Consider the following 26,131-nt stretch of genomic DNA (forward strand, 5'->3'; position numbering starts at 1 on the left):
TTGCACAAAAAGCGACTTGCACAAAACAAGAATCTGAAGCGCCTTGGCGAAGCCGAAGCGCTTCAGGCGCGCATTCGCTCGAAGTTCGCGTCAAAGAGCGGCGCTGCCTGAACGCGCGCCGCGTGGCGCTTGCCCAAAAGTTCGATTTCGAAGCCGTCGCTCTTGTCTGCGATCTCCTTCGGCACATAGCCGATGGCGACGGATTTCTTCGAGTGATGCGCATAGCCGCCCGACGTCACCCAGCCGCGCACCGCGCCATCGTACCAGATCGGCTCGTCGCCGATGACATCGGCATCGTCGGCATCGAGGATAAATGTGCGCAGCCTGAGCTTGCCGCCCTGCTTGCGCTCGGCAAGAGCGCCGGCCTTGCCGACGAAATCGGCATCCTTGCCATAGGCGACGAAACGGTCGAGCCCGGCCTCCAGCGGCCCGTAGATCGGCCGGTATTCGCGCGCCCATGAGCCGTAGTTTTTCTCCAGCCGCAGCGCATTGAGCGCGCGCGAGCCGAACAGGCCGAGGCCGAATTCCTCGCCTGCCGCCATCAACGCCTGGAAGGCAGCGCGCTGATATTCCGGCGCCACCCAGATCTCGTAGCCGAGATCGCCGGTGTAGCTGACGCGGCCGACCAGGCATGGCGCCGTGCCGATGTCCATTTTCGCGACCGCCATGAAGGGGAATGCGGTGTTGGCGACATCCGCGCGGCTGACCTTCGCCAGCACCTCCCTCGCCTTGGGTCCGGCGATCGCCAGACCGGTCAGTTTCTGCCCCAGCGCCTCCATGCGCACTGAGCTATCCGCAGGTAAATGCGCCTCGAACCAGCGCATATGATACTGCTCGGCGATACCGGAGCCGGCGATGAACCACTCGGTCCCGTTGGAATTGGTGGCACCGATATTGGCCAGCGTGAAATCGCCGATGAGCTTGCCGTCGTCCTTCAACATCGGCGCCAGCGTCATGCGGCCGGGCTTCGGCAACTTGCAGGCAAAGATCCGGTCGAGCCAAGCAGCCGCCCCTTCTCCCGTCACCTTGTATTTGGCGAAGTTCGAAATCTCCGCCAGGCCGACGCTCTCACGAACCGTCGCGACCTCATTGGCGACATGGGAAAAATCGCTGGACCGCCGCCACGAGAACTCGTCCTTGACACCCTCGGGCGCAAACCAGAGCGGCACTTCCAGCCCATAGGACACACCCCATTGCGCGCCTTTGGCCGACAGCAAATCGTAGATCGACGTCGTCTTGAGCTGCCGCCCGGCGGGCAGTTCCTCATTGGGGAAGCGGATCGAGAAGCGGCGCGAATAATTCTCGCGCACCTTGGCGTTGGTGTAGGCCATCGTCGCCCAGTCGCCGTAGCGCGCGACATCCATGGCCCAGATGTCGGCGCCTGGATCGCCCTCGATCATCCAGTTGGACAGCGCCAGGCCGACGCCGCCGCCTTGTGAAAAGCCCGCCATGACGCCGCAGGCGACCCAGAAGCCGGGAAGGCCACGCACCGGCCCGACCAGCGGATTGCCGTCCGGCGCGAAGGTGAAGGGCCCGTTGATGATCTGCTTGATGCCGGTCCTCTCGAAGGCCGGGAAATGCCTGAAGCCAACTTCGAGCGACGGCGCGATACGGTCGATGTCCGGCTCCAGCAATTCATGACCGAAATTCCACGGCGTCTGGAATTCGGACCAGACCTTATTGGCCTTCTCATACGTGCCCATCAGCATGCCGCCGCGCTCCTGGCGCAGGTACAGCTCACCATCGAAATCGACGGCATGGATGATCTCGGTGCCGATCTTGGCGTTCCACGCAGCGACTTCGGGCATATCCTCGGTGATCAGGTACATGTGCTCCATTGCCAGCACCGGCAGCTCCAGCCCGACCATGCGGCCGACCTCGCGCGCCCATAACCCGCCGGCATTGACGACATGCTCGGCCACCACTTCGCCCTTGTTGGTGATGACGCGCCACATGCCGTCGGGCCGGCGCACAATGTCCTCGACCTTGGTGAAGCGCTCGACCTCGGCGCCCAGTTTCCGCGCGGCCTTGGCATAGGCATGCGTCACGCCGGAGGGATCGAGATGGCCGTCCTCCTTGTTGCGGACGGCGCCGACGAATTGTTTCGGGTCGAGCAGCGGCATCAGCTCGGCCGCTTCATTGGCCGATATTTCCTCAAGGTCGATGCCGAGGTAACGCCCCTTGGCGACGACGCCGCGCAGCCAGTCGAGCCGCGCCTCGGTCGCCGCCAGAAGTACGCCGCCGGTCAGATGCACGCCGGTCGCCTGTCCCGACAGCTCCTCGATCTCCTTGTAGAGCGAGATCGTGTATTTCTGCAGCTTGGCGACGTTGGGGTCGCCATTGATCGTGTGCATGCCGCCGGCCGCATGCCAGGTCGAGCCGGAGGTCAGCTCGTCGCGCTCCAAAAGCACGACATCGGTCCAGCCATGACGCGCCAGATGGAACAGCACGGAGCACCCGACGACGCCACCGCCAATGACCACGACCTTTGCATGCGATTTCATGAGTTTTGCTCTATTATCAATGAGTTGAGGAGATAAGGTGAATCAGAAAGGCAGCGCCGCGCGCCGACGCTGAAAAAGTCACGGCTCGCCCTGCCCGATCGCTTCCTTGCGCCTGGCCACATACGCCTCCAGCGCCTCGCGCACGGCGATATCCATCACCGGCTCGACATAGTCTTCCAGCGCCTTCTTCCACAGCCGGGTCGCGCGCGCCGTCGTATCGAGGCCGCCGGCCTCCTGCCATGCCTCGTAATTCTGCCAGTTGGACAGCATCGGCTGGTAGAAGGCGGTGGCATAGCGTTCCAGCGTGTGCGGTTCGCCGAAGAAATGGCCGCCGGTCGGCACCGCGCCCAGCGCCTCGACAGCAAGCTCCGCCTCATCGACGACGATCGGGCGCAGGAATTCCATCATGTGCTGGATCATCTCGACATCGATGATGAGCTTTTCGAACGATGCCGTCAGCCCGCCTTCCTGCCAGCCGGCGGCATGATAGACGAGGTTGCCGTGGCCAAGCACAGCGCCCCACAGCGCCATCAGCGTCTCGTAGGCGCCTTGCGCGTCCGCCGCATTCGATGCCGACCCCGGCGTCGTGCGGTAGGGCAGAGAATAGCGCCGCGCCAATTGCCCCGAGGCGATGTTGGCCTTGGTGTTCTCCGGCGTTCCGAAGGCCGGCGCGCCCGACTTCATGTCGACGTTGGAGGTGAAGGCGCCGTACATCACCGGCGCGCCGGGGCGCACCAGTTGCGTCAGCACCACGCCGAACAGCGCCTCGGCATTCTGCTGCGCCAGGGCGCCGGCGAGCGTCACCGGGCTCATCGCGCCCATCAGCGTGAACGGCGTCACCGCCACCGACTGGCCGAACTCAGCCATGGTCATCAGCCCTTCGGCCATCATCTCGTCGAAACGCCGCGGCGAGTTGACCGAGATGATGGTGGCGATGCCGGGATCATCGCGCATCTCGTCCAGCGTCAGCCCGCGCGCGATTGCCATCATCTCGATGCCGTCCAGCGCCCGGCCTCGTCCGATCGCCGAGACATGGAAGGATTTGTCGGTCAGCGTCAGATTGGTGAAATAGGTATCCATGTGCCTGGTGTTCGCCGGCAGTTCCACCGGCGCGCAGACCTGGTTGCCGAGCATGTGGATGCAGTTGAAATGCTGAGCCAGCCGGGTCAGATCGGCATAGTCGTGCAAGTTTCCGGCGCGCCGGCCGCGCTCCATGTCGTGCACATTGGGCGGCCCGGCGACGAGGGTGAAATTGATCGTGTTGCCGCCGAGATGAATGGTGTTGGCGCGATTGCGCGGCGTCAGTCGATAGCTGGACTGCGTGGTCTTCAGCGCCTCGGCCACAAGGCCACGGTCGATGCGGACATTCGCGGTCGCATGGTCGACCTTTGCGCCCGCCTTCTCGAACAGCGACAACGCCCGCGGAGACATCACCTCGATGCCGAAGTTTTCCAGAATATGCATCGATGCCTGATGGATGGCTTCGATCTGGTCGGCCGACAGCATCGCAATCGGCGGATAGGGATTGGTCACCCGCCGCAGTGGAAGTTGCGGGATGGCGGCAGGCCCCCGGTTGCTGGTTCGCTCCGCGCCGCGCTTGCGTCTTGGTTCATTCATGCCTGGCATCAGAGCGCCGGCATCCGGACATCGCTGTCAGAAATCCGCCCTTCGCGGACGTGATTTTAGCCAAGGCGGCATTTTTGAATTCTGACGGAGATAAAGGCGACGCGAAAGGTCGGAATAATGATACAGGCCCACTGAGCGCAGCCAGGCCGGCAAGCCGTTAACAAACGCCGAAAGATTCCCTTTATGATTTCAGCCTATCCGTCTTCCATGCGTAGTTCGAGTTTGAGTAAAATTGTAGCGATTGGCGTGCTGCTGGCTTTGGCGGCCTGCGCGACGCCGCCCAACCATATCAACGATGTCTGCGCCGTCTTCGACCAGAACGACGGCTGGTTCGACAACTGGCAGTCGGCCGCCGAGCGCGCCTCGCAGAAATACGGGGTCCCCGTCCCCGTGCTGATGGCGACGGTGCGCAAGGAATCCGGCTTCAAGAGCAATGCCAGGCCGCCGCGTACCAAACTACTCGGCTTCATTCCGTGGAAACATGTCTCGTCAGCCACCGGTTTCTCGCAGGCGCTCGACGGCACCTGGTCGCAATATCAGAGCGAAACCGGCAGTTGGGCGGCGAGGCGGACCAAGTTTGCCGATGCCGTCGATTTCGTCGGCTGGTATCATTCCAAGACATCAGACACGTTCGGCGTCGCCCGCAACGACACCTACAATCTCTATCTCGCCTACTATCTCGGCTGGACCGCCTACGGCCGCGGCAACCGTGGCGATGCCGGCGTGCAGGGCTATGCCAGGGCGACCGAAAAGATGGCCCGCGACTATGCCGAACAGCTGCAGCAATGCGGCAGCTGACGTTGCCAAGCGGTCTTGCAGCCACGCAGTTCGCGATCGAAGCAGAACTCAGCCATTCATTCGCTTGGGATCAGGTGGAGGATCGACCTCCCTCCCTTTACCGCTGCCGTCGACAGCTTTCGGTCAAACGTCGCCAATTGGCCGTCACGCGCCTTGGCGAGTCCCAACAGATAGCTATCCGTTACCTGTGCCGGGGTGAGGATCCTGGCTGCATCGATGTCGTTGGAACCGACAAGGCTGATCTCGTCAGGCCAGAACTGATGTCCTGAAAGGGCATGCAGCTTGCCGACAATCTGCGCCACCACGGCGGGCGAACCCGGAGAATTGGGGTATTTCGGGTTGCTTACAATCCTGATGACGCCATTCTCGGTAATGGGACATGTTGCCCATGATAAATGCCCGGTGGATTGGAACCACCGATGGCCATCTTCATGCGCGACGTGAGCCGGATCGATCAACGCAATCAACACATTGACGTCGAGCAGGAAGGTCACGGCAATTCGTCGCGAAGCGCATTGACCATTTCGAGATCGACCATCGGGCCGTCGGGCCGCGATGCAAGCAAGGGGATGCCGTTGCGTTCACCGCCGGTCGGGGGCCTGCGCAGTGAGCGGCGAGCCAGATCGGAAATGACGTCGCCAACGCTGCGGTCCTGCTGTCGCGCCATGGCCTTGGCCGCAAGTAGGACATCGTCATCGATTGCAAGTGTGGTTCTCACAACATGCTCCCTACCGCGCATCAAACATCACGCATCACATAAAGCAATGGACAGCAATATTCAAGCGAACGTAGCTGTCGTTCCTTGAGCTATGGCGACGCTGCGGCAATGCGCCAACGAGCGGCATTGCCCTATGGCTGGTCAGCTCGGCTTCTTGCCATGCGGGCGCTTCGGCGGTTCGCCGGCGAAACCGGGGCCGATCCCATCCGGTGCGTCTTCTGGCACGCCCTCATGCGCTGCGTGTTCCCTGTCGAACTTGATCACCGGCTCCATCGTCGCCAGCACATCGTCCGACAGCCAGCACAGGCTCATATGGCCATCGCCGAGATGCTTCACCGGCGGCACCTTGGTCTCGCACAGATTGTCCGGCACCAGCCTCTTGTAGCCGCAGCGCGTCTGGAACGGGCAGCCGCTCGGCGGGTTCATCGCCGACGGGATATCGCCTTCGAGCACGATGTGCCGTTTGACCACGCTGGTGTCGGCGATCGGGATCGCCGACAGAAGCGCCTCGGTGTAGGGGTGGTAGGGCGGCGCGAAGATCTGGTCGGTCGTACCCTGCTCGACGATGTAGCCGAGATACATGACGACGACCCGGTCGGCGATGTAGCGCACGACGGACAGATCGTGACTGATGAACAGCATCGTCGTCTTGTTCTTGCGCTGGATGTCCATCAGCAGCTCGGTCACCGCCGCCTGCACCGAGACGTCGAGTGCCGACACCGGCTCGTCGGCCACCACCACCTTGGCATCGCCGGCAAAGGCACGCGCCACGCCGATGCGCTGCTTCTGGCCGCCTGAGAGCTGACGCGGCTTGCGCGTCTCGAAGGCCCGCGGCAGCTTCACCAGGTCAAGCAGCTCCAGCATGCGCTTGCGCCGCTCCGCGACATTGTTGCCGACTTTGAATTTTTCCAGCGTGCGGATGATCTGCGAGCCGACGGAGTGGCTGGGATTGAGCGTATCGAACGGGTTCTGGAACACCATCTGGATCGACGACACCGTTTCGACGCTGCGCTTCTCGATGCCGGTCGACTGGATCTCCTTGTTGCCCAGCGTCACTGTGCCGGCACTTGCCGTCTCCAGCCCGAGCAGGACCTTGGCCAGTGTCGACTTTCCGCAGCCGGACTCGCCGACGATGGCGACGGTCTCGGATTCGCGGGCCATAAACGAGATCGTCTCATTGGCCTTGACGACGCGGCCTTCGCTGGAGCCGAACACTTCGCTGCCGCCGACCTTGTAGTATTTTCTCAAATCCTCGATCTTGAGCACCGGCGCGCCGGGCACGACCTTCTCATTGACCTTCTTGGCGCCGGGAGGCAGCGCTTCCCAGTCGATCTCGTTGAAGCGCACGCAGCGCGAGAAATGCCCTTCGTGACCGGCGACCTCGATCATCGGGATTTCGGCGGCATTGCAGACGCCCTCGACGAAATGGTGGCAGCGCGGGCCGAAATTGCAGCCCTTGGGCCGCTCATGCGGCAGCGGCAACTGGCCGGGGATAGAGATCAGCGGCCGCGAATTCTTGTCGGCGCCCGGCAGCGGAATCGAGCGGAACAGCCCTTGCGTATAGGGATGGCGCATCCGGTCGAACACGTCCTTGATCTTGCCGGTCTCGACCGCTTCGCCCGAATACATCACCGTGATGCGGTCGCAGGTCTCGAGGATGAGGCCCAGATTGTGCGACACGAAGATCATCGACGTGCCGAACTTCTCGCCCAGCCCCTTGACCAGTTCGACGATGCCGGCCTCCACCGTCACGTCGAGCGCCGTCGTCGGTTCATCGAGCAGAAGCAGCGCCGGCTTCGACAGCAGCGCCATGGCAATGACGATGCGCTGCTGCTGGCCGCCGGACAGCTGGTGCGGATAGGAACGCATCATGCGTTCGGGATCGGGCAATCTCACCGAGCGCACCATTTCGAGCGCCCTTTTGTAAGCCTCTTCCTTCGACACCTTGTCGTGGATCAGCGGCACTTCCATCAATTGCTGGCCGACCTTCATCGCCGGATTGAGGCTCGCCATCGGCTCCTGGTAGATCATGGCGATCTTGTTGCCGCGGATGGAGCGCAACTCCTCGTCGGACAGCTCGCCCATGTCCTTGCCCTGGAACTTGATCTTGCCGCCGACGATCTTTCCGATGTTGGAGAGGTCGCGCATGATGCCGAGCGACACGGTCGACTTGCCGCAGCCGGACTCGCCGACGATGCCCATGGCTTCGCCCGGCATCACCGTGCAGGAAAAGTCCATGACGGCAGGGATCTCGCCCTTGCGGGTGAAGAAGGAGATCGACAGGTTCTCGATCTCGATGATCGGCGCAGCGCTTGGCCCAAGGGTCGGGTTGCCGGGATTTCGAACTGCCTCATTCATGGGTCGCTCCAATCCTATTTTTATGCTCGCGGGGCCGAAACCCGCAGATCAGTCTTTCATCGATTGTTCGCGCAGCGAGTCGGCAAGCAGGTTCAAGCCCAGCACGAACGACATCAGCGCGATTGTCGGCGGCAGCGCCGGGTGGATGAACGAGCGCAGCAGGCGGCTGGCGTCCTTGATCGCGGTGCCCCAATCCGGGCTCTCCGGCGCCAGGCCCAGCCCGAAATAGCCGAGCGTGCCGAGCAGGATCGTGGTGTAGCCGATGCGCAGGCAGGCATCGACGATCAGCGGTCCGCGCGCATTGGGCAGGATCTCCCACAGCATGATGTACCAGGGCGATTCACCGCGCGTCTGCGCCGCCGCCACATAGTCGCGCGTCTTGATGTCCATCACCAGGCCGCGCACGATGCGGAACACGCCGGGGCTGGAGGCGAACACCACCGCCACGAAGATGTTGAGCTGGTTGGGATCGATGTGGATGATCTTGAACGGATCGGCGTCGAACACCAGGCCGGCATAGACCCAGCCGCCGATGACCAGCGTCAGCCCGAGCAATATATAGAGGCGGTCCGGCCGGTTCTTGTAGCGGGTCCAGAACAGCACCGAAAAGAAGATGATCGGGAACAGGAAGAACAGCCCGGCCATGGCGTAGGGGATCGGCGTATCCATGATGCCCGGCGTCACCAGCAGGTAAAACAGCAGGATCACCGGGAAGGCCAGCACCAGATTGGCCAGGAAGGACAGCACAGTGTCGATCCGGCCGCCATAGTAGCCGGCGGGCAGACCGAGCGTAATGCCGACCATCAGCGCGAAACCGGTCGCAGCCGGTGCGATGATCAGCACGATCTGGCTGCCATAGACCATGCGCGAAAAGACATCGCGGGCGAGCTTGTCGCCGCCGAAATAGTAGATGAGTTTCGATACCGGCTCGAGCGCGCCCGGCAGCGCATCCTTCATGATCGGGACCTGGGCGAGCGGATCGAAGGGCGCGACGGTCGACGCGAAGATTGCAGTGAACAGCCAGAACAGGCAGATGCCGACACCGACAATGCCGACGCCGCTATCGAACAGCTGGCCGTAGAGGCCTAGCCTTTTCTTGTAGGTGAAGCTCGCCCCCATCACCAGGGCAAGCCCTAACCAGACCGGCCAGAAACGCCCAATCACGCCGAGCACGACATTGAAGGCACCGATATATTCGACCTGCATCTGCCCCAGCCCCCTATTGAACTCTGATACGCGGATTGAGGAACGCGTAGCCGACATCCGAGATGAGCTGCGTGATCAGCACGATGAACACCGAGACCAGTGAACAGCCAAGCAGCAGATCGATGTCGTTGTTGCCGGCGGCCTCGACCAGCGTGTAGCCAAAGCCCTGGTAGCGGAACATCACCTCGACGATGACGACGCCGGTAAGCAGCCAGGGAAATTGCAGCATGATTACGGTGAACGGCGCAATCAGCGCATTGCGCAGCGCGTGCTTGACGACGACGCTGCCGAAGGAAAGCCCTTTCAGCCGGGCGGTGCGGATATATTGCTGCGTCATCACCTCGACCATCGAGGCGCGTGTCATGCGGGCGATGTAGCCGATGCCGTAGATCGCCAGCGTCATCACCGGCAGGGTGAAATTGTAGAAGGTGATGCCCTGGCTTGCCGAGGCGGCCGAACCGTTCAGCCAGCCGAGCCAGGAGGCGAAGATGACGGTGAAGATGACGCCGGACACATATTCGGGCGTCGCGGTCGACGCGATCGATGCGACGGACAGCGTTCGGTCCGTTCGCGAGCCCTCGCGCATGCCGGCCAGGATGCCAATCAGCAGCGAAATTGGCACCATCACCAACAGCACACAGAGCATCAGAATGCCGGTGGCGGCGAGTGCGGGGAAGAGCTTTGACGCAACGGAGGTTTTGAACTTCGTCGAGCAGCCGAAATCACCTTCCAGGATGCCGGAGAATTTCGGCTCCAGCGGATCGTTGCAGAAGGAGAAACGCTGCGTCGGCTTGCCGGTCGCCGGATCGGTCACCGGTTGCTTCGGGACGACGCCCAGCCATTGCCCGTAGCGCACGAAGAAGTTCTGCCGGTAGCCATGGTTGACCAGCCAGCTTTCGAGCTGTTCGGCCGATGTGTGCATTTCGGTCTGGCTGATCGCCAGCTTCTTCAAATTCGGCTCGAGGTTGATCAGGAAGAAGACGATCATCGTCAGGCACAGCATCGTCAATGCCATGGTGCCGAGACGCCGGATTACGAAAGAAAGCATGGCGGTCCCCTGCCGGTCTGGTTGGGGTTGGAGCCAGTTCGAAAAACCAGCTTTGCCGTTGCCGGCAGAGTTGGCCGTCAAATCGGCACTCGGATGCAATCAACCCAGTTTTATTGAACGGTCTTTCAGGAGAGTCCGCAACTTTTTGCTGCGGCGGCTTCCGGTTCTGGGCCATGCGAGGCGTGACGGGAAGGAGCGAAGCGCCCCTTCCCTGACTTCCGATCACGCCTGGTCGAGCCAGACCTTGCCGTAGTCGCGCTCGAAGGTCGGATGCATCTTGTAATTCTGCACCGCCTTGACCGAGTGGCTGTAGAGCTTGCGCCAGTATGGCTGGATCATGATGCCGGAATCCTGCAGGATCTGCTCGATGTCTTTCATCATCTCCTTGCGCTTGGCCGCATCGGCAACGGCCAATGCTGCATTGAGCTTGGCATCCCATTCGGGGTTGGAATAGGCCGACTCGTTCCACGCCTCGCCGGTGCGGTAGCCGATCGCCAGAACCTGGACGCCGAGCGGGCGCATGTTCCAGTTGGTCATCGACAGCGGATACTTGGTCCAGTCGTTCCAGAACGTCGAGCCCGGCAGCACCGTGCGCTTTACCTTGAGGCCGGCGTCGCGCATCTGCGCGGCGATGGCGTCGCCGGTATTCTTGTGCCAGTCTTCGTCGACCGTGATCAGCTCATGCTCGAAGTCGGCCTGGCCGGCTTCCGCCATCAGCGCCTTGGCCTTGGCCGGATCGCGAGCGACTTTGGGCAGCTCGTAATATTCCGGGTGGATTTGGCAGACATGGTGGTTTTCAGCCACCGTGCCGGCATTTCCGTAGCCAAGCTGCAGGACGACATTGTTGTCGACCGCGAGTTGCAGCGCGTTGCGTACCTTCTGGTCGCCGTAAGGCTTGTTGTTGATGTTGGTGCGGCACACGATGGTCGACGCGGTGACGATTTCGGACTTGACCAGGTCCAGTCCGTCGAGGATCGACACATAGTCGGCCGAGGTCTCGAAATTGGTATGGACTTCGCCGGCCTCGAAGGCACTGACCATGGCTGCCGGATCGGTGCCGTAGTCGACGAATTCGATGCCGTCGAGGAACACCTCGCCGTCCCACCACTTGTTGTCCTCGCGGCGCTTGTAGACCACCTTCTGGCCGACATCGTAGGAGACGAGCTCGAACGGGCCGGTACCGATCGGGCAGGCTTTGAAGTCGCCGCCCTTCTCGTCGAAGCTCTTGTGGACGATGAGGCCGGGATAGTCGCACATGTTCGGAATGAGCGCGATATCAGCCTTGCCGAGCTTCAGCTTGACGGTGTGGTCGTCAACCTTGGTCACGGCGCTTTCGTCGAGCTTGTCGTCCTTGACCAGCGTGCCGAGACGGCCAGGCATGGAATTGCCCTCGGCCTTCTTGTCGGCCCAGCGCTTGAGATTGAAGATGACGTCATCGGCGGTGAAGGCATCGCCATTCGACCAGGTCACACCCTTGCGCACATGCAGCGTGTACTCGGTGGCGTCGTCGTTGACCTCCCAGCTCTCCAGAAGGTACGGGCGGAACGTGTATTCGCTGGTGTACTTGACCAGCGGCTCAAGCGCCTGACGCTCGGCATTGGCGATTTCCGACCAGTCGGCCTTGCGCGGATCCTTGGGATCCTTGACCCATTGCGCGACTTTAAGGATGCCGCCCTTCTTGCCCTGCACCTCTTCGGCCCTGGCTTGGGTCGGCACGGCTACGCCGAGCATGCCGTAGGCCATCGCAGTCGACGCGCCGAACACGCTCGCCATGGCGAGGAACTCGCGGCGATCGACTTTGCCTGCCTTGGCTTCTTCGGCCATGGCCAGGATGTGATCGGGAACGCGATCGCCATTACTCTTGTAATTTGTCATACCTTAACTCCCATTGTTGGCTTTCCGCCTTTTAACATTCCGCATCCCTGCCGTGATGTCAAAGACGGCATGGCTACGGAACCTGTTAGGGAATGTGCAACTTTGAAAAGGGAGCGGTTCGCGTGATAACGACAGACTTGGCGCAAAAGTGCTAGCGCGCCCAGATTCCGCCGAAATCTGCTTAGGCGAGTAACTGATACATTTGGGCGGGTTGAGACAGCGCCAGTTCCGGCGGCGGTAAGGGCCAGGAATTCAATATTCCTTTTCGTAGAATATGCCGCCCTTGGCCTCGCCGCCATCGTTAGCCTCGCCACGCAGCTTGACGCCGCGTCCCACATTGAGGTCGATCGTCGCCTTGCCCGATCCTGGCCTGTCGCCTTTCTGGATCGTCACATAGGTGCGGTCATTGAGGTACTTGCCCGCTGACACGGCGGTGCCGCCCTGGTCATCGGTGGTCACATCCAGGTCATCGACGCCGATTGCACTGCGCAGGTTTTCGAGCAGCGAGGTCGAGCCGCCGACGCCGGCCAGTTGGCCGGCGGCCTCGGCCAACTGCGCGATCTGAAGCGGCGACAGGTTCGACATAGAGCGGCCGAAAATCAGCTGCGCCAGCACCTCGTCCTCGGGCAGCGCCGGCACCGATGAGAAGTCGAATTTCGGGTTGGTCGCTTCGCCCGACACGACGATGGTGACGGTGGCGCTGGTCGTGGTCGATGTCGCGGTCAAGTTGAGGTAGGGCACCAGCGAGCCCGAAAAGCCGACCGTGCCTTCGGTAAAGGTCAGCCGTTTGCCGAGAATCGACAGCCGCCCACGCTGCAAGGTGAAGGTGCCGACCGCCTGCGGCGAAGCCGCCGGGCCGGTCAGCCTCAGCGAACCGCCGAACTCGGCATCGACACCCCTGCCCTGGATGAAGATCTGGTTCGGCGCATTGACGGTGACGTCGAGGACAAGTCCACTGCCGCCACCCCCGCTGGCCGCCGCCGGTCGCAAGGCCTTGTCCTGCGCCCGCACGGAGGCGGGCGCGTTCTTGTGCTTGACACCGAGCGCTGCCAGCGAGCCCGGCAGCTTATCGGGAACGGTGATGACGGTCTTGGCCAGGTTGACGCTGCCCGAAATCACCGGCGCCGAGGTGAGCGGCCCCTTGATGGTCAGGTCGCCGCCGAGATTGGCTGTCACCACCCTGCCGTCGGTATAGCGGCCGTCAACCAGCTTGATCGACAAATCGGCTGGGAAACCTTGCGCCGGATTGATGCCGAGGGTGCCGGAGGCCGACAGGCTGCCGCGTGTCGACAGCGTGCCGGTCAGCCGGTTGATCCGGGCAACGCCGTTGCCGATCGAAATGTCGGCGGCAATGTCGTTGACGGCAAGGCCGGAACGCGCGTCGACCAGGCGGGCGCCCGACGTGCTGACCGTGCCGCCGATCACCGGCGACGCCGCCGGGCCGCGCATCTGGATATTGACGTTGGCGGTGCCGCTGAGCGACAGCCCTTGCGCCGCAAGCTTGGCGGCCAGGAAGGAAAATGGCACCTTGCCGTTGAAGTCGAGCACCAGCGCTGGTGTGCCGGCCGTCGTCACCGTACCGCCGCCCTTGAGGCCAAGCCCGGCGCCGTCGCTGATGTCGGCGTTGAAGGTGAGCTTCTTGCCGGCAAATGTTCCCGACGAAGAGATATTCATGCCGCCAAGACCGGCGCTGCGCGTCTGCGAGGTCTGCACCCCGCCGGCATCGATATCGAAGGCGACAGCCGGATTGCCCAACGCGCCCGTCACCTTCACAGTCCCTGAAATCGAACCGGCGGCCTGGAGGCCCGGCGAAAAACTGTTGGCCAGCGAAGCCGGCACCTTCGACAGCGCGGCACTGATGTCGAGTGCCTGCCCGACCTTGCCGGTCACCGTCGCCGTGCCGCCACCGAGATTGAGCACCAGCTTGTCCAGCGTCGTTGTGCCGTTGGCGATGCTGACGGTCGAGGCCTGGGCGATGGCCGCCTTGATGCCCTGCACCGTGGCCTGGCCGGAAGCGAGTTCGATGGTGGTGGTGCCGCCAGCCACCTTTATCCTGCCCGCAGCCTTCGCCGGAATGCCCTTGACGGTGGCGCCGCCGGAAAACCCGGTCCAGTCGCCGTCGCGCTTCAAATCGACATCGATGCCGCTGATGGCGGTGCCGCCGGAAATGACGCTGTCGGCGCGAATTTTGCCCGAGATGACCGGCGCGGCGAGATAGTTGGCGACCAGCGCATCGATCGACACCGTCTTCGCCTGCAGGTCGCCGCGCGTAATCGAAGCGGTCGCAGCCTTGACGGCGACGTTCGGGCCATCCGCGGTCTTTGAGAAGGCGATGGTGCCGCGCACGTCGCCTTCGGCCTTTTCCAGCACCAGCGCCGCCAGGGGCCCGATATCCGGCAGGTCGAGCGCGATGGTGCCGACCGGCACGAAAGCCTCGTCGAGCGCAAGGTCGCCGGAAATCTTGTTCTTGCCGAGCGACAGCAGCAGGCCGTTGATGGCGCTCTTGCCGTCCGCCGTCGCCAGCACCGCGCTGCCTTGCAGCGCCTGCCCAGCAACATTGCCGGTCAGTTGCACATTGGCCGCCGGATTGGCGGCATCGGCCTTGCCGGTGGCGGTCAGCTTCAACCCGGTGATTTCGCGTTCCGCCACGAGAAGCCGGTCGCTGCTGACCGTCAGCGACAGATCCGGGGCCAGGCTGGGCCCCTGCGCGTTGAGTGCAAAGCTGATCGCGCCTTTGGCATCTTTCGACAACAGCGAGATGTCGGCCAGTGCACCCTTGATATTTGCGCTAAGCTTGTTGTCGGCGAGGCTGGCCTGACCGTCCGCGGTCAGTGCGCCCGACGCCAGCGTGACCGGATTGGCGCTGACATTGCCATTGGCATCCCGCTTCAGCGTGGCGCTGAGCTGCGTGCGCTCTGCCAGCACGCTGCGCGCCGCCGCCGGCAACGCCGCCGACAGCACGTCGGCGTTGAGGTTGAGGTCGATTGCTCCATCGGCAAAGCCGACACGGCCATTGAAGGCGCTGCCCAGCGCATCGCCCTGCACCGAGCCGCTGTCGATGGTGATCGCATCGGCCGCCAGGCTGCCCGCGACCTTGGCGGTGACTTTGCCGGCGATCAGCGGTGCGATGGTCGGATTGTCCAGACCGATCTTGTCCGCCGTCACCGTGCCCGAGATCGGACCGGTGCGGCTTCTCAGATCAAATGCATCGGAATGCAGCGCAAGCGCAATGCCCTCGACCTTGGCGTCATCCGTCGCCACCGAAGGCAGTACCGCCGAGATGTCGAGCTTGGCTTGCGCAGCCTGCCCGGCCGCCTTCACCGACAGCGCCTGCAATTCGAGCTTGATCGGGCTTTCCGCGCTGCCCAGCGTCAACGGCAGGCTCGGACCGGACGATGTCAGATCGAGCGCGAAATCGCTGGCGCCGTTCGGGTTGACGGTGCCGGCGGCCTTGCCGGAGATTTTTTGGCCCGACAGCGTCGCCTGATCCAGCACGACGCCGCCGGCCGTCGAATAGCTGCCGGCCGCATCGACATCGAGCGGTCCGAGCCCGGCCTGACGGGTCTGGCTGGTCTCGGCGCCGGCCAGTTTTGCATTAAAGCGAATGTCGGGATTTGCTGATGGCCCGGTGATTTGCGCCGTGCCGTCGAGCGTGCCCGCGGCATCGAGGCGGGGCGAAAAGCCATTGGCAAGCGCAGCCGGCAGCGCCGAGAAGGTCGCCGCCAGATCGAGCGTCTGGCCCGCCGTGCCCGACAGCGTCACCGAGCCGCCGCCGAGATCGACTACCAGCCTTTGAATGTTGGTTATGCCATCGGCAATGGTCAGGCTCGACGGCTCGGCGATCGCCACCTTGATGCCGCGCACCGTCGCCTCGCCGGACGCGATCTCGACGCTGGTCGCGCCGCCAGCAATCTTCGCCCGCCCGGCAGCTGTCGCCGGAATGCCTGATATGGTTGCTCCGCCGGTGAAATTCGTCCAGTCGCCGTCACGCTTGAGGTCGACGCCGATGCCACTGACGACGGTCGTTCCCGAGGTCACGCTCTCGGCCTTGATCGTGCCGGACATCGCAGGGCTGTTGAGATAGTTGGCGATCAGTGCGCTGACGGTGACTGCCTTGGCTGCCACATCACCGCGCGCGATCGACACGCTGGCTGCATTGATGGTGACAGTGGGAGCCTCGCCGTCTTTGGCGAACACCACGGTGCCGCCGATATCGCCGGCCGCCGTCTGCCCGGCCAGCGACGCCAGCGGCGCGATATCGGGCGCGGAGATCGTCAGCGTCCCCAGCGGCAGGAATTTCTCATCGAGCGTGAGGTCGCCCGACACCTTGTTGTCGCCCAGCGCTACGCTGAGCCCCTTGATGGAGCGCTTGCCATCGCTCGTCACCAGCGCCGCCTTGATGGCGAGCGGCTGTTCGTCGACCGCGCCGGTCAGCGAGATATCTGCGGCCGGGCTCACAATGTCGGCCTTGCCCGATGCGGTCAGCTTGATGTCCTTGACCGTGCGGCCGGAGGCCGTCAGGCTGGCACTGTCGGCCGAAACCGAGAAATCCGGTGCGTTGCGCGCGCCGCTTGCCGTCAGCGCGAAATCGACCCCGCCGGCGACCGGCACGCCGACCAGCGAAGACAGCACCGAGACGTCGCCGAGCTTGCCCTTGATGTCGGCCTGGATATCGCTGCCTTGCGCGCTGGCGGTGCCGCTGGCGCTCAGCGAACCGGAAGTGAGTTCGATCGAGTTGGCGGCGAAAGAGCCCTGCGGATCGCGCGTCGCGGTCGCCGAGAATTTGACCCGTTCGCCAAGCAGCGAACTGATCTGCGGCGGCAGCGCCGTCGACACAGCATCGGCATTCATCTTCAGCGTCATGGCGAGATCGGCCAGCGTCACCTTGGCCGTCAGCCCGGCATTGAGAGCATCGCTGCGCAGCGTGCCTTCGTCGAGGGAAATCTCGTCCCTGCTGATCGAACCGGCAAGAGAGGCCGTCAGCTTGCCGGTGATCAGCGGCGCCAGCGTCGCCACGTCGGTCTTCAGCCCGGCGGCCGCCAGACTTACACTGACCGGGCCGCTGCGGCTCTCGATGTCGAAACCGTCGGAATGGATCTTCGCATCCAGATTGTTCACCTGAGAGCCGCCCGCCACCACCGACACCAGTGAAGCGCTGGCGTCAATCATCGGCGCCTTGCCGTCACCGAAGGCGCGCGCGGTCACATTGTTGATGGCCACCATGATCGGCTGCGCCTGGGTACCGACATTGACCGTGACCGGCTTGGCTTTGGCCACGAGTTCGACCGAAAGGTCGCTGGCGCCCTTGGGGTCGACCATGCCGGCAGCGGTACCATGAACTGCGTCGCTCTCGATCGCAGCGCGCTCGATGTCGACGCCGCCGGTCGCGGTCGCGGTGCCGGCTAGGTCGAAGCTGGTCTTGCCGGCAAACAGCGACTTGAACCGTTCCGGCAGGAAGCCTTCGAACGAACCGTCGCCCTTGGCCTCGATCCGGTTGCCCTTGTCGGTGAGCTGGTGCCGGCCGGTGAGCTGGGTAACGATCTGACCGTCGACCATGAAGGTGCCGATGCCGCTCCAGTTGGCCAGCGGCCCGGTGCCCGAGACGACGATGTTGACCGGCGGCGCGCCGGGTAGCTTGAGCAGGTTGGCGATGATGCCGCCGGCCGGCTCGGAAGCCTTGAGATCGAGGTCGAGCTTGTTTTCATCCGGCGCGAAGTGGATGTTGGCGTCGACATTGCCTTGCTTGCCGTCATGGCGGGTAACGTTGAGCACCGTCTGGATCGCCAGCGGCGACGCATCGACCTTGGCCGATCCCTTGGCCGCAAGTTCGGCAATGCCGCTGCCGGCAAGTTGCTGGCCGAGCGCGATCTCCGGCAAATCGATCGCTCTGATATCAAGCGAAACCGGCAGGCCGGTCGACCCGCTCTTGCTCGGCTCGGTGCTCGCCATAGGCAGCCGTGCCAGTTCTATCCGTTCGGCCGCTATGCGGTCGGCGCTGAAATTCTTCGACAACAGCGCCAGCGGCGACCAGTCGACGGCCACCTTGCGGGCCACCAGCCAGGCGCCCTCGCGGTCTTCCAGCACGACATGGTCGACCGTCAGCGCGCCGGACCAGATACCGTTAATGCCGCTGACCGTGACTTTGCTGTCCCCTGACGAGGCCATGTCAGAGATGATGCCGGCGAGATTTTCGCGGCCGCGCTCGGTCTTGGTCAGCACGACCAACGCGCCGATGCCCGCCGCCGCCACGATCAGCAGCGTGTAGAAAAACAGGCGAAGGATGCGTTTCAAAATCTTCATCGTCAGAACGCCTGTCCGATCCCGGCATAGATGCCGAAACGCGGGTCGCCACGGTCGCGGTTGAGCGGCACGGCGGCGTCGATGCGCAGCGGCCCGAACGGCGTGATGTAGCGCAGGCCAACGCCCGCGCCGACCTTCACGTCTGAAAAGTCCGGCGTCGCTGTGGTCGAGACAGTGCCGGCGTCGACGAACGGCACGATGCCGATCGTGTCGGTCAGAGCAATGCGCATTTCGACCGATGTTTCGAAGAAGGAAAGCCCGCCGATCGGCTGATTGTCGATGTCCTTCGGTCCGATGCCCTGATAGGCATAGCCCCGCACCGAGCCGCCACCGCCGGAATAGAAGCGCCTGTCGGCTGGAACGTTCTGAAGGCCGGTGCCGACGATCGAACCCAGCGCGACGCGTTCGGCAAGCACGAATTTCGAGGCCGTGTCGAGCGACTGATAGGCCGACCCCTCGCCCCTGAGCTTGAGGAAGGCGGCGCCGCTCAGAATGTCGTAACTCGGTTCGGCATAGGCCAGAACCCTGAAGCCGCTGGTCGGGTTGAGCCGGTTGTCCCTGTTGTCGTAGACATATTGCAGCGGAATGCTGGCGATCAGGTATTTGTGCTTGCCGAAAGCGTCGGTGATCCTGGAGTAGTCGAGCGCGATTTCAGCCGAAACCGTCTGCTTCTTGTCGATCTCATAGGACAGGCCGGTGCTGCCCTTGACCGAAAAATGGTCGTAGGCGTCGGGATGTTCGAGTACGGTCTTGACGCTGGCGATGAATTTCGAGGCCGGCCCGACCACCCCCGGCTTCTCGAACATGATGCCGGCATTGTAGTTGAGCTCGCTGAGATCGTTGCTGCCGATGCCGCTGATCTTGCCCTCGATGCGCAGCTTTTCGGCCCGGCCGAACAGATTTCGGTGGCCCCAATAGCCTTCCAGGCCTAGCCCTTCGGTGTTGGAGAAAGTGCCGCCGACGCCGAAATAGCGTGGTTTGCGCTCGCTGACCTGAACGCCGATCGGAATGTTGCCGTCGGGGTCAAGACTGTCGGCTTCCTTCAGCGTCACGCTGTTGAACACTTCGAGCCTCAGCAGCCGGTCGCGGGCATCGTCGATCTCGTCGGGCGAATATTGCCGGCCGCGTTTCAGCCCGGTCATATATTCGGTGAACTCGCGATCGACCTTCTCGGTGCCATCGACGGTGGTGTCGCCATAGCCGGCAACCGGCCCGGCGGCCACCGTCAGCGTCACGTCGAGCGTCGAGGTGGTGTGCTCGGCCACGACCTGCCGGTCGGTGATCCGGGCCAGCGGCCGGCCCTCCTGCTTCAGCGCCCGCACGATCAGCGCCTCGGCCTTGAGCACGGCGCCCGAGCCGGCATCGCCGCCGGCTATCAGGCCGAAATCGGCGCTCGCCAGCCCGGCGGCATCGCCCTCCAGCCTGATATTGCCGAGTGTGAATTTGGGCCCGCTGGCGATGCTGACCACCACCGGGATCGGCTGCGGACCAGTGAATTCGGCATCGGGCGGCAAATCGTCGAGCGCCTTGCCCTGGATGGTGATGGTGACGACGCCTTCATAGCGGGCGTCGGCATAAAGCGCGGCGACCAGCTGTTCGCGGTCGCTACGCGCCTTTGCCAAAAGGCCGAGCGAGCCGGAAACCGGGCGGTCCTCGTCGGATTTCAGCGACGAGGCGTTTTCGAGCTTCTTGATCAGGTCCTTGTCGGCATCGGGCGCTTCGATGGTCACCGCATAGCGCAGCGGGTCGACGATATCGGCGTCCTCGTCATTCGAAGAGCCCCACAATTTGATGCCGAAGAGCTCGAAGGCGGCTGCCGACCCTGATTCGGCAACGAGCACGCTCGAGCACGCCAACGCCACAATCAGCGCACGCGAAAGCGTGCGCCGTGGCGCACTTACCTTCGACATCTGCGCTTCATACGCCGGCATCAGGACAACCTAGGTTACAAAACTAAAATTGGAATGAAGTTTTGAAGCGCTCGTAAAGGGGCCACAATCCAATTGTCTGAAATAGGCAGGGCTTGGAATTCACACCTTCTGCGTTTTCGCAAGAATGCGTGATCCCTTTCCCGTGGATGAACTATCGGCATACCGGTCATTGGCCGGTTTGGGAACCGTTGGCGGGCGGAAACCTGCCCGTCCTCGTGTTGACAAGCTTGACTGAAGCTTGAACATGCCGCGGACGTAGCAGTGTCTGGAGGGTGTTATGGCGATGCGCGCGGCGGCTCGTGGTCTGTCGATCTTGATTCTTCTCATTTTCGCCTGGGGGTCTGTAGCGCAAGCGGCCGAAGCCCGCCGGGTGGTGACCTCAAATAATTCCGACTATTTCGGGTTCGATCTCAGATCGGACCAGAATGTCAGCCTCGATCAGTGCAAGACGACATGCCTCGGCGACCCCGCCTGCCGCGCCTTTACTTACAACAACAAGGCCAAATGGTGCTTCCTAAAATCCGACTATAACCAGTTGAAACCCTTCAGCGGCGCGGTCGCGGGCAAGGTCGTCAATGTCGATGGCGACCCCGATATCGGCGCCCCGCCGGAACTCGCCTTCTTCCCCAACTGGATGGCCGACCAGGCCCAGCAATACCGCAACAAGCTGACCGATCCGGCCTATGACAAGCCGACCGACGGGCTGGAATCACTCCGCGCCGCCGCCGAACAGGCTGCACTGACCGGCGACCATGGCCAAGCCATGAACAAATACGAGGCCGCGGTCTCGGTCCTGCCTGACGACGGCCAGCTTTGGCTCGGTCTGGCGCGTGAAACGCTTGCCATACAGCCGGCCAGCGGCACCTCCGAATCCTACAATCTGCCGGTCAAAGGCACCTCCGCCGCCATCAACGCCTACAAGTTGCTGCGCACCACCAAGACCCGCGCCGAAGTGCTGGCGCTGCTCGGCAACGGCCTCGACCGCCGCGATCTCTACCGTCCAGCCCTGCAGGCCTATGAAGCCAGCCTCGCGCTGGTCAGTTCGCCGGCGGTCAAGGCCGAATATGAGGATCTCAAGGCCCGCAAGGGCTTCCGCGTCATCGATCACTCGATCGACGCCGACACCAGCGCGCCGCGCATTTGCGCGCAGTTTTCCGAGGAGCTGGTGAAGACCGGCGTCGACTACGCCCAGTTCGTCACCGTCGACAACCAGCCGCCCAAGGGCGTCGAGGCCAAGGACAAGCAGATCTGCGTCGAAGGCCTGGAACACGGCCAGCATTACGAAGTGACCTTCCGCGCCGGCCTGCCGGCCGCAATTGGCGAGGTCACCGCCGCTCCGGTCGTGCTGTCGATCTATGTGCAGGACCGCGCGCCGTCCGCCCGTTTCACCGGCGACAGCTTCGTGCTGCCCGCCGGCGCCCGCCGCGGCATCCCGGTCGTCACCGTCAACATGAACGCCGCGCAGATGAAGCTCTACCGCATCGGCGATCGTTCGCTCGCGCAGCTTCTGTCCGGCTATCAGTTCCTGAAGCAGCTCGACGGCTATGATATCTCCAGCATTTCCGACCAGATGGGTGAGCCGGTCTGGCAGGGGCAGCTCGATATCGCCAACGACCTCAACAACGACGTCACGACTTCGTTCCCGGTCGACGAAGCCTTGCCGCAGCGCAAGCCCGGCGTCTACGTGCTGACCGCGCAAGCGGTAAATGAAAATGACGAGGACAATTACAATTCGCTTGCCACGCAGTGGTTCGTCGTCTCGGACATCGGCCTGTCGACCTATACCGGCCAGGATGGCCTCAATGTCTTTGCCCGCTCGCTCGGAACCGCCAAGCCGATCGCCGGCGCCGAACTGACGCTGCTGGCCAGGAACAATGAAATCCTCGGCACAGCCACGTCGGACGCCGAAGGCCATGCTGTCTTCAACCCCGGCCTGACGCGCGGCGACGGCGGCATGGTGCCGGCCGTTCTGATGGCCAAGCAGGGCGACAACGATTTCGTCTTCCTCGACATGGGCCGCGCTGGCTTCGATCTGTCCGATCGCGGCGTCGCCGGACGCGCCGCACCGGGCGCGCTCGATGTCTATGCCTGGACCGAACGCGGCATCTACCGCGCCGGCGAGGATGTGCATGTCGCAGCCCTTGCCCGCGACGGCGCCTCCAAAGCGGTGGAAAACCTGCCGCTGACCTTCATCTTCACCCGTCCCGACGGCGTCGAGAACCGCCGCATCGTTGCCGATGGCGTCTCGGCCGGCGGCTATGCCGTCGACCTGCCGCTGGAAGCCAACGCCATGCGCGGCACCTGGATGGTGTCGATCTATACCGATCCCAAGCAGGCGGCCGTTTCCAGCCAGATGTTCCTGGTCGAAGACTTCGTGCCGGATCGCATCGAGTTCGATATGAAGTCCGACAAGCAGGAGATCGCCCAGGGCGAAACCGCCAACATCGACATTGACGGCCGCTTCCTCTATGGCGCGCCGGCCGCCGGCCTCGCGCTCGAAGGCGAGCTGACGCTGTCGACGGCGCGCGACTGGGACCGTTTCGCCGGCTATTCGTTCGGCCTTGCCGACGAGCAGTCGGCCGAGCCTTCGGTCACCCCGTTCACCGGTCTGCCGGTGGTCGGCGACGACGGCAAGGCGACCTTCCCGGTCACGGTCGACCAATTGCCCGCGACCACCAAGCTGGTCGACGCCAAGGTCACGGTTCGCATGCGCGAAACCGGCGGCCGCGCCATCGAGCGCTCGATCAACATCGGCATCCGCCCGCAAGGCCACATGATCGGCATTCGTCCGGATTTCGCCGACAATGAGGTGCCGCAGGGCGGCACCGCCAAATTCAGCCTCATCGCGGTCGATCCCGACGGCAAGCGCGAGACGCTGAAGGGCGCGCAGTGGTCGCTGGTCAAGGTCGAACGCAATTACCAGTGGTATCGCAACAACAACTCGTGGAACTACGAACCGGTCACCTTCACCAAGTCGATCGCCAACGGCCAGGTCGATCTCAGCGCCGATGCCGAGGCGACCGTGACGATGCCGGTCGACTGGGGCCAGTACCGGCTCGAGATCGAGACTGCCGATCCCGAGGGCCCGGCGACCAGCTATGAGTTCGACGCCGGCTGGTATGTCTCCTCGACCTCCACCGAAACGCCTGATGGGCTCGAGATCGCTCTCGACAAGGACAGCTATGCCGCCGGCGACGTGGCCAAGCTGAAAGTGTCGCCGCATTTTGCCGGCGAACTGCTGGTTACCATCGGCGCCGACAAGCTGCTCAAGACCGTCACGGCAACCGTGCCGGCCGGCGGCAGCACGGTCGACATCCCGGTCGGTGACAACTGGGGCGCCGGCGCCTACATCACCGCAACCCTGTTCCGGCCCGGCGATGCGCAGGAAACCCGCATGCCGGCGCGCGCCATCGGCGTAAAATGGCTGACGGTCGACCCAGGTTCGAAAAAGCTCGCCGTCACCCTGACGCCGCCGGACAAGACGATGCCGCGCCAGCAGCTGTCGATCCCGGTTTCGGTCGCCGGCGTAGCACCGGGCAGCAATGCCTATGTCACGGTCGCTGCCGTCGATGTCGGCATTTTGAACCTCACCAACTACAAGGCGCCGGATCCGGAGGGCTGGTATTTCGGCCAGCGCATGCTCGGGCTTGAAGTCCGCGACATCTATGGCCGTCTCATCGACGGCTCGCTCGGCACCACCGGCAAGCTCAGGACCGGCGGCGACGGCGCCTCCATGCAGCCGCAAGGCAGTCCGCCGACCGAAAAGCTGGTCGCCTTCTTCTCCGGCCCGGTCCAGCTCGACGCCGACGGCAAGGCAAGGATCGACTTCGACATCCCGCAGTTCAACGGCACCGTGCGCGTCATGGCCGTCGCCTGGACCAAGGAGGCCGTTGGCCATGCCACGACCGATGTCATCGTGCGCGATCCGGTGGTGATCACCGCCGGCCTGCCCCGCTTCCTGGCGCCTGGAGATGCAGCGATCATGCGGCTCGACGTCGCCGACACCGACGGTCCGGAGGGCGACTATGCCCTGTCGATCGCCACGACCGGCGACCTCTCGACCGGCGACAAGCCGTTGCCCGAAAAGCTGACTCTCGCCAAGGGCAAGCGCCAGACGCTGACCGTGCCGCTGGTTGCACAGACGGCGGGTAATGCCTCGATCACCATCAAGCTCGCCCATGGCGACGGCACCTCCGTCGAGCAGACGCTGTATGTCCCGGTGCGTCCGGCGCAATTGCCGGTCACCACCCGTCTGGTCGTCGACCTCAAGGGTAATGGCGGCTCTCTGCGCGTCGACAAGGAGCTGCTCGCGGCAAGCCTGCTCGACGGCGCCTCGATCAGCGTCGGCGTTTCGCAGGCTGCCGCCTTCGACGTGCCGTCACTGCTGATGACGCTCGACCGCTACCCCTATGGTTGCGCCGAGCAGACCACCAGCCGCGCCATGCCGCTTCTCTACGTCAACGATCTGGCGTCCGGCGTTGGCATGCAAAGCGATCCCGAACTGCACGGCCGCGTGCAGGCCGCCATCTACAAGGTGCTGAGCTACCAGGCTTCGGCCGGCAGCTTCGGCCTGTGGGGTCCGGGCTCCGGCGACCTGTGGCTTGACTCTTACGTCACCGACTTCCTGACCCGGGCGCGCGAGCAGAACTACGACGTGCCGGCGCTGGCGATGAGCCAGGCGCTGAGCAATCTGCAAAACTCGGTCGGTTACGACCAGGACGTCCAGGATCGCGGCAGCGAAATCGCCTACGCGCTCTATGTTCTGGCCCGCAACAAGAAGGCCTCGGTCGGCGATCTGCGCTACTACGCCGACACCAAGCTCGAAGCCTTCTCGAGCCCGATGGCCGTCGCCCAGTTGGCGGCGAGCCTGGCGCTCTACGGCGACGCGCAGCGTTCGGAAGCAACCTTCCAGACGGCGCTGCAGCTGGCCAAGTCGACCACCGAATACGACTACTACCGGTCCGACTATGGCTCGCGGCTGCGTGATGGCGCCGCGATCCTGGCGCTCGCCGCCGAATCGAAGCCGGTGCCGACCATCGTGCCGGAGCTGATCCGGCTGGTGGCAAGGGAACGCGCCGATGCCCGCTGGACCAGCACGCAGGACGAGTCCTGGATGCTTCTGGCGGCCCGCGCGCTGAAGTCGGGCAACGACTCGATCACGCTGTCGGTCAACGGCGCGCCGCATGCAGGTGGATATTCCAACCACCTCAGCGGCACCGACATTGCCGACAGCCCGCTGACCATCGCCAACACCGGCGCCACGCCGCTGCAGGCGGTCGTCACCACGGTCGCCTCGCCGGTAGAGCCCTTGCCGGCCGGCGGCGACGGCTTCACCATCGACCGCACCTACTACAAGCTCGATGGCACCGAAGCCAACGTCACCGAGGCGACGCAGAACGAACGCTACGTGGTCGTGCTCAAGGTTTACGAGCAGAACCGCTGGCCTTCGCGCCTGCTGATCACCGACCTGTTGCCGGCCGGCTTCGAGATCGACAATCCGGGCCTTGTCTCCAGCGCCCAATTGTCGAACTTCACCTGGCTGGCGCAAACGGACGCAGCCCATCTCGAATTCCGCGACGACCGTTTCGTCGCGGCATTCAATCCCAATGACGGCGATGGCGACCGCAACATCATGCTGGCCTACGTCGTGCGTGCGGTAACGCCGGGCACCTATGCCCATCCGGCAACCACGGTGGAGGACATGTACCGGCCGCAATATTCGGCCCGCACCGCCACCGGCATGATGGAGATCAAGGCGCCGTAAGGC

12 protein-coding genes are annotated in these 26,131 nt (G+C 63.5%); 2 read left to right on the forward strand and 10 right to left on the reverse strand.

Translation table 11 applies throughout. The features are described from left to right. Positions 1-62: 62 nt before the first annotated feature. Together ACYG9V_RS24715 and ACYG9V_RS24720 are read right to left on the reverse strand one after the other, a co-directional pair. The gene (locus tag ACYG9V_RS24715; protein WP_352765044.1) at positions 63-2,504 is read right to left on the reverse strand and encodes a GcvT family protein; all 2,442 of its coding nucleotides are present in this window, start codon (positions 2,502-2,504) and stop codon (positions 63-65) included. Between the two features lie 78 nt (positions 2,505-2,582). Beyond that, on the reverse strand, positions 2,583-4,121 hold the full coding sequence (locus ACYG9V_RS24720; RefSeq protein WP_352765043.1) for a trimethylamine methyltransferase family protein: 1,539 nt from the start codon (positions 4,119-4,121) through the stop codon (positions 2,583-2,585). A 216-nt stretch (positions 4,122-4,337) separates the two neighbouring features. Here ACYG9V_RS24720 and ACYG9V_RS24725 point away from each other — a divergent pair, with 216 nt between their 5' ends. Continuing rightward, positions 4,338-4,928 (forward strand): transglycosylase SLT domain-containing protein, encoded by a 591-nt coding sequence (locus ACYG9V_RS24725; RefSeq protein WP_352741259.1) that lies wholly within the window; start codon positions 4,338-4,340, stop codon positions 4,926-4,928. A gap of 56 nt (positions 4,929-4,984) precedes the next feature. Here the strand turns inward: ACYG9V_RS24725 and ACYG9V_RS24730 are convergent, their stop codons facing one another. The 8 genes from ACYG9V_RS24730 to ACYG9V_RS24765 form a co-directional block, all read right to left on the reverse strand. Further along, positions 4,985-5,422 carry a TA system VapC family ribonuclease toxin gene (locus ACYG9V_RS24730; protein ID WP_352741258.1) on the reverse strand — a complete coding sequence of 146 codons (438 nt, stop codon included), beginning with the start codon at positions 5,420-5,422 and terminating at the stop codon, positions 4,985-4,987. Beyond that, positions 5,419-5,646, reverse strand: a complete 228-nt coding sequence (locus tag ACYG9V_RS24735) for a hypothetical protein (RefSeq protein ID WP_023668191.1) — start codon at positions 5,644-5,646, stop codon at positions 5,419-5,421. The genes ACYG9V_RS24730 and ACYG9V_RS24735 overlap by 4 nt, the downstream gene beginning before the upstream one ends. Positions 5,647-5,787: 141 nt before the next feature. Then, the gene (locus ACYG9V_RS24740) at positions 5,788-8,004 is read right to left on the reverse strand and encodes a dipeptide ABC transporter ATP-binding protein (RefSeq protein ID WP_023668190.1); all 2,217 of its coding nucleotides are present in this window, start codon (positions 8,002-8,004) and stop codon (positions 5,788-5,790) included. Between the two features lie 48 nt (positions 8,005-8,052). Further along, positions 8,053-9,210: an ABC transporter permease gene (locus ACYG9V_RS24745; RefSeq protein ID WP_352522042.1), complete on the reverse strand. Its 1,158-nt coding sequence runs from the start codon at positions 9,208-9,210 to the stop codon at positions 8,053-8,055. 13 nt (positions 9,211-9,223) lie between these two features. After that, complete coding sequence (locus ACYG9V_RS24750) at positions 9,224-10,258, reverse strand: ABC transporter permease (protein ID WP_023668188.1); 1,035 nt, start codon at positions 10,256-10,258, stop codon at positions 9,224-9,226. Positions 10,259-10,480: 222 nt separating this feature from the next. Beyond that, the gene (locus ACYG9V_RS24755) at positions 10,481-12,133 is read right to left on the reverse strand and encodes an ABC transporter substrate-binding protein (RefSeq protein ID WP_023668187.1); all 1,653 of its coding nucleotides are present in this window, start codon (positions 12,131-12,133) and stop codon (positions 10,481-10,483) included. A 252-nt stretch (positions 12,134-12,385) separates the two neighbouring features. Continuing rightward, the gene (locus ACYG9V_RS24760) at positions 12,386-18,433 is read right to left on the reverse strand and encodes a translocation/assembly module TamB domain-containing protein (protein ID WP_352765042.1); all 6,048 of its coding nucleotides are present in this window, start codon (positions 18,431-18,433) and stop codon (positions 12,386-12,388) included. 2 nt (positions 18,434-18,435) lie between these two features. After that, complete coding sequence (locus ACYG9V_RS24765; protein ID WP_031199490.1) at positions 18,436-20,364, reverse strand: autotransporter assembly complex protein TamA; 1,929 nt, start codon at positions 20,362-20,364, stop codon at positions 18,436-18,438. A gap of 277 nt (positions 20,365-20,641) precedes the next feature. On the opposite strand from ACYG9V_RS24765, the gene ACYG9V_RS24770 reads away from it, so the two are divergent. After that, positions 20,642-26,128, forward strand: a complete 5,487-nt coding sequence (locus ACYG9V_RS24770) for an alpha-2-macroglobulin family protein (protein ID WP_352765041.1) — start codon at positions 20,642-20,644, stop codon at positions 26,126-26,128. Positions 26,129-26,131: the final 3 nt, after the last annotated feature.

Source organism: Mesorhizobium sp. W016, assembly GCF_054719485.1.

What these genes read in the sequence shown, in the direction of transcription:
- ACYG9V_RS24715 (WP_352765044.1), bottom strand. Translation starts at nt 2,504, where the DNA reads ATGAAATCGCATGCAAAGGTCGTGGTCATTGGCGGTGGCGTCGTCGGG.
- ACYG9V_RS24720 (WP_352765043.1), bottom strand. Translation starts at nt 4,121, where the DNA reads ATGAATGAACCAAGACGCAAGCGCGGCGCGGAGCGAACCAGCAACCGG.
- ACYG9V_RS24725 (WP_352741259.1), top strand. Translation starts at nt 4,338, where the DNA reads ATGCGTAGTTCGAGTTTGAGTAAAATTGTAGCGATTGGCGTGCTGCTG.
- ACYG9V_RS24740 (WP_023668190.1), bottom strand. Translation starts at nt 8,004, where the DNA reads ATGAATGAGGCAGTTCGAAATCCCGGCAACCCGACCCTTGGGCCAAGC.
- ACYG9V_RS24745 (WP_352522042.1), bottom strand. Translation starts at nt 9,210, where the DNA reads ATGCAGGTCGAATATATCGGTGCCTTCAATGTCGTGCTCGGCGTGATT.
- ACYG9V_RS24750 (WP_023668188.1), bottom strand. Translation starts at nt 10,258, where the DNA reads ATGCTTTCTTTCGTAATCCGGCGTCTCGGCACCATGGCATTGACGATG.
- ACYG9V_RS24755 (WP_023668187.1), bottom strand. Translation starts at nt 12,133, where the DNA reads ATGACAAATTACAAGAGTAATGGCGATCGCGTTCCCGATCACATCCTG.
- ACYG9V_RS24760 (WP_352765042.1), bottom strand. Translation starts at nt 18,433, where the DNA reads ATGAAGATTTTGAAACGCATCCTTCGCCTGTTTTTCTACACGCTGCTG.
- ACYG9V_RS24765 (WP_031199490.1), bottom strand. Translation starts at nt 20,364, where the DNA reads ATGCCGGCGTATGAAGCGCAGATGTCGAAGGTAAGTGCGCCACGGCGC.
- ACYG9V_RS24770 (WP_352765041.1), top strand. Translation starts at nt 20,642, where the DNA reads ATGGCGATGCGCGCGGCGGCTCGTGGTCTGTCGATCTTGATTCTTCTC.